This is a genomic window from Streptococcus oralis subsp. oralis (genome assembly GCF_002096445.1).
GTDB lineage: Bacteria > Bacillota > Bacilli > Lactobacillales > Streptococcaceae > Streptococcus > Streptococcus oralis_N.
Map to the genome: position 1 here is coordinate 1 of NZ_NCUK01000008.1, position 5,190 is coordinate 5,190.

The window sequence follows — 5,190 nt, forward strand, 5'->3', positions numbered from 1 at the left end:
GCTAAGCGACTTCCATATCTCACAGGGGGCAACCCCCAACTACTTCCGGCGTTCTAGGGCTTAACTGCTGTGTTCGGCATGGGTACAGGTGTATCTCCTAGGCTATCGTCACTTAACTCTGAGTAATACCTACTCAAAATTGAATATCTATCAAATACCAAGAAAACCTCACACTTCGTATTCTCAGTTACTTTGGATAAGTCCTCGAGCTATTAGTATTAGTCCGCTACATGTGTCGCCACACTTCCACTTCTAACCTATCTACCTGATCATCTCTCAGGGCTCTTACTGATATAAAATCATGGGAAATCTCATCTTGAGGTGGGTTTCACACTTAGATGCTTTCAGCGTTTATCCCTTCCCTACATAGCTACCCAGCGATGCCTTTGGCAAGACAACTGGTACACCAGCGGTAAGTCCACTCTGGTCCTCTCGTACTAGGAGCAGATCCTCTCAAATTTCCTACGCCCGCGACGGATAGGGACCGAACTGTCTCACGACGTTCTGAACCCAGCTCGCGTGCCGCTTTAATGGGCGAACAGCCCAACCCTTGGGACCGACTACAGCCCCAGGATGCGACGAGCCGACATCGAGGTGCCAAACCTCCCCGTCGATGTGAACTCTTGGGGGAGATAAGCCTGTTATCCCCAGGGTAGCTTTTATCCGTTGAGCGATGGCCCTTCCATACGGAACCACCGGATCACTAAGCCCGACTTTCGTCCCTGCTCGAGTTGTAGCTCTCGCAGTCAAGCTCCCTTATACCTTTACACTCTGCGAATGATTTCCAACCATTCTGAGGGAACCTTTGGGCGCCTCCGTTACCTTTTAGGAGGCGACCGCCCCAGTCAAACTGCCCGTCAGACACTGTCTCCGATAGGGATAACCTATCCGGGTTAGAGTGGCCATAACACAAGGGTAGTATCCCAACAACGTCTCCTTCGAAACTGGCGTCCCGATCTCATAGACTCCTACCTATCCTGTACATGTGGTACAGACACTCAATATCAAACTGCAGTAAAGCTCCATGGGGTCTTTCCGTCCTGTCGCGGGTAACCTGCATCTTCACAGGTACTAAAATTTCACCGAGTCTCTCGTTGAGACAGTGCCCAAATCATTACGCCTTTCGTGCGGGTCGGAACTTACCCGACAAGGAATTTCGCTACCTTAGGACCGTTATAGTTACGGCCGCCGTTTACTGGGGCTTCAATTCATACCTTCGAGTTACCTCTAAGCACTCCTCTTAACCTTCCAGCACCGGGCAGGCGTCACCCCCTATACATCATCTTACGATTTAGCAGAGAGCTGTGTTTTTGATAAACAGTTGCTTGGGCCTATTCACTGCGGCTGACCTAAAGTCAGCACCCCTTCTCCCGAAGTTACGGGGTCATTTTGCCGAGTTCCTTAACGAGAGTTCTCTCGCTCACCTGAGGCTACTCGCCTCGACTACCTGTGTCGGTTTGCGGTACGGGTAGAGTATATTTAAACGCTAGAAGCTTTTCTTGGCAGTGTGACGTCACTAACTTCGCTACTAAACTTCGCTCCCCATCACAGCTCAATGTTATAGATATAAGCATTTGACTCATATCACACCTCACTGCTTAGACAGACTCTTCCATTCGTCTGCTTTAGTTAGCCTACTGCGTCCCTCCATCACTACATACTCTAGTACAGGAATATCAACCTGTTGTCCATCGGATACACCTTTCGGTCTCTCCTTAGGTCCCGACTAACCCAGGGCGGACGAGCCTTCCCCTGGAAACCTTAGTCTTACGGTGGACAGGATTCTCACCTGTCTTTCGCTACTCATACCGGCATTCTCACTTCTATGCGTTCCAGCACTCCTCACGGTATACCTTCTCCACACATAGAACGCTCTCCTACCATACCTATAAAGGTATCCACAGCTTCGGTAAATTGTTTTAGCCCCGGTACATTTTCGGCGCAGGGTCACTCGACTAGTGAGCTATTACGCACTCTTTGAATGAATAGCTGCTTCTAAGCTAACATCCTAGTTGTCTGTGCAACCCCACATCCTTTTCCACTTAACAATTATTTTGGGACCTTAGCTGGTGGTCTGGGCTGTTTCCCTTTCGACTACGGATCTTAGCACTCGCAGTCTGACTGCCGACCATAATTCATTGGCATTCGGAGTTTATCTGAGATTGGTAATCCGGGATGGACCCCTCACCCAAACAGTGCTCTACCTCCAAGAATCTTTATGTCGACGCTAGCCCTAAAGCTATTTCGGAGAGAACCAGCTATCTCCAAGTTCGTTTGGAATTTCTCCGCTACCCACAAGTCATCCAAGCACTTTTCAACGTGCCCTGGTTCGGTCCTCCAGTGCGTCTTACCGCACCTTCAACCTGCTCATGGGTAGGTCACATGGTTTCGGGTCTACGACATGATACTAATTCGCCCTATTCAGACTCGGTTTCCCTGCGGCTCCGTCTCTTCAACTTAACCTCGCATCATATCGTAACTCGCCGGTTCATTCTACAAAAGGCACGCTCTCACCCATTAACGGGCTCGAACTTGTTGTAGGCACACGGTTTCAGGTTCTATTTCACTCCCCTCCCGGGGTGCTTTTCACCTTTCCCTCACGGTACTGGTTCACTATCGGTCACTAGGGAGTATTTAGGGTTGGGAGATGGTCCTCCCAGATTCCGACGGGATTTCACGTGTCCCGCCGTACTCAGGATACTGCTAGGTACAAAGACTATTTTAAATACGAGGCTGTTACTCTCTTTGGCTGATCTTCCCAAATCATTCTTCTATAATCTTTGAGTCCACATTGCAGTCCTACAACCCCGAAGAGTAAACTCTTCGGTTTGCCCTCCTGCCGTTTCGCTCGCCGCTACTAAGGCAATCGCTTTTGCTTTCTCTTCCTGCAGCTACTTAGATGTTTCAGTTCACTGCGTCTTCCTCCTCACATCCTTAACAGATGTGGGTAACAGGTAGTACCTGTTGGGTTCCCCCATTCGGAAATCCCTGGATCATCGCTTACTTACAGCTACCCAAGGCATATCGTCGTTTGTCACGTCCTTCTTCGGCTCCTAGTGCCAAGGCATCCACCGTGCGCCCTTATTAACTTAACCTTATTTTTGACCTTTCAGTCATAAACTCTTTTAATACTACAGCGTTTCGGTTTATTTTCTTGTTACTATTTGATATAGATATTCAATTTTCAATGTGCATTACTTGGTGATCTCTCACCAATGGAGCCTAGCGGGATCGAACCGCTGACCTCCTGCGTGCAAAGCAGGCGCTCTCCCAGCTGAGCTAAGGCCCCACAAGACCTCTCAAGACTAAACAAGACCAATGTGCAGTTCCTTATCCTTAGAAAGGAGGTGATCCAGCCGCACCTTCCGATACGGCTACCTTGTTACGACTTCACCCCAATCATCTATCCCACCTTAGGCGGCTGGCTCCTAAAAGGTTACCTCACCGACTTCGGGTGTTACAAACTCTCGTGGTGTGACGGGCGGTGTGTACAAGGCCCGGGAACGTATTCACCGCGGCGTGCTGATCCGCGATTACTAGCGATTCCGACTTCATGTAGGCGAGTTGCAGCCTACAATCCGAACTGAGACTGGCTTTAAGAGATTAGCTTGCCGTCACCGGCTTGCGACTCGTTGTACCAGCCATTGTAGCACGTGTGTAGCCCAGGTCATAAGGGGCATGATGATTTGACGTCATCCCCACCTTCCTCCGGTTTATTACCGGCAGTCTCGCTAGAGTGCCCAACTGAATGATGGCAACTAACAATAGGGGTTGCGCTCGTTGCGGGACTTAACCCAACATCTCACGACACGAGCTGACGACAACCATGCACCACCTGTCACCTCTGTCCCGAAGGAAAACTCTATCTCTAGAGCGGTCAGAGGGATGTCAAGACCTGGTAAGGTTCTTCGCGTTGCTTCGAATTAAACCACATGCTCCACCGCTTGTGCGGGCCCCCGTCAATTCCTTTGAGTTTCAACCTTGCGGTCGTACTCCCCAGGCGGAGTGCTTAATGCGTTAGCTGCGGCACTAAACCCCGGAAAGGGTCTAACACCTAGCACTCATCGTTTACGGCGTGGACTACCAGGGTATCTAATCCTGTTTGCTCCCCACGCTTTCGAGCCTCAGCGTCAGTTACAAGCCAGAGAGCCGCTTTCGCCACCGGTGTTCCTCCATATATCTACGCATTTCACCGCTACACATGGAATTCCACTCTCCCCTCTTGCACTCAAGTTAAACAGTTTCCAAAGCGTACTATGGTTAAGCCACAGCCTTTAACTTCAGACTTATCTAACCGCCTGCGCTCGCTTTACGCCCAATAAATCCGGACAACGCTCGGGACCTACGTATTACCGCGGCTGCTGGCACGTAGTTAGCCGTCCCTTTCTGGTAAGATACCGTCACAGTGTGAACTTTCCACTCTCACACTCGTTCTTCTCTTACAACAGAGCTTTACGATCCGAAAACCTTCTTCACTCACGCGGCGTTGCTCGGTCAGACTTCCGTCCATTGCCGAAGATTCCCTACTGCTGCCTCCCGTAGGAGTCTGGGCCGTGTCTCAGTCCCAGTGTGGCCGATCACCCTCTCAGGTCGGCTATGTATCGTTGCCTTGGTGAGCCGTTACCCCACCAACTAGCTAATACAACGCAGGTCCATCTGGTAGTGATGCAATTGCACCTTTTAAACAGCTGTCATGCAACAACTGTTGTTATGCGGTATTAGCTATCGTTTCCAATAGTTATCCCCCGCTACCAGGCAGGTTACCTACGCGTTACTCACCCGTTCGCAACTCATCCAGAAGAGCAAGCTCCTCCTTCAGCGTTCTACTTGCATGTATTAGGCACGCCGCCAGCGTTCGTCCTGAGCCAGGATCAAACTCTCATTAAAAGTTTGAGTTCTCACTCATTTCTGTCACTGACAGATTTATTGTTTTTTCATTGTTCAGTACTATAACTTCTGTTATAGTGCCCTGCACATTGGTTCGTCTTGTTCAGTTTTCAAAGGTCTTTGTCACTCATTCTCTCTCGAGCGACAACTATATTAGTATATCACAGCTACCTGTCTCTGTCAACAGATTTTTTAAACTTTTTTCAAGTTTTTTTAACCGCAATACACCATAGTCCGTACGGGATTCGAACCCGTGTTACCGCCGTGAAAAGGCGGTGTCTTAACCCCTTGACCAACGGACCT

2 tRNA genes and 3 rRNA genes are annotated in these 5,190 nt (G+C 49.6%); all 5 read right to left on the minus strand.

Features of this window, described 5'->3' with window-relative positions:
• The 5 genes from rrf to B7721_RS00125 all read right to left on the minus strand — a co-directional run bounded on the left by rrf (position 1) and on the right by B7721_RS00125 (position 5,189).
• Positions 1-116 (minus strand): 5S ribosomal RNA (gene rrf / locus B7721_RS00100).
• A 76-nt stretch (positions 117-192) separates the two neighbouring features.
• A 23S ribosomal RNA gene (locus B7721_RS00105) occupies positions 193-3,095 on the minus strand.
• 121 nt (positions 3,096-3,216) lie between these two features.
• Positions 3,217-3,289 (minus strand) — tRNA-Ala (locus B7721_RS00110).
• Positions 3,290-3,340: 51 nt separating this feature from the next.
• Positions 3,341-4,887: ribosomal RNA gene (locus B7721_RS00115) — 16S ribosomal RNA — on the minus strand.
• The 16S, 23S and 5S rRNA genes sit together here with 2 tRNA genes alongside, the layout of an rRNA operon.
• Before the next feature lie 230 nt (positions 4,888-5,117).
• Positions 5,118-5,189, minus strand: a tRNA-Glu gene (locus B7721_RS00125).
• Position 5,190 lies beyond the last annotated feature (1 nt).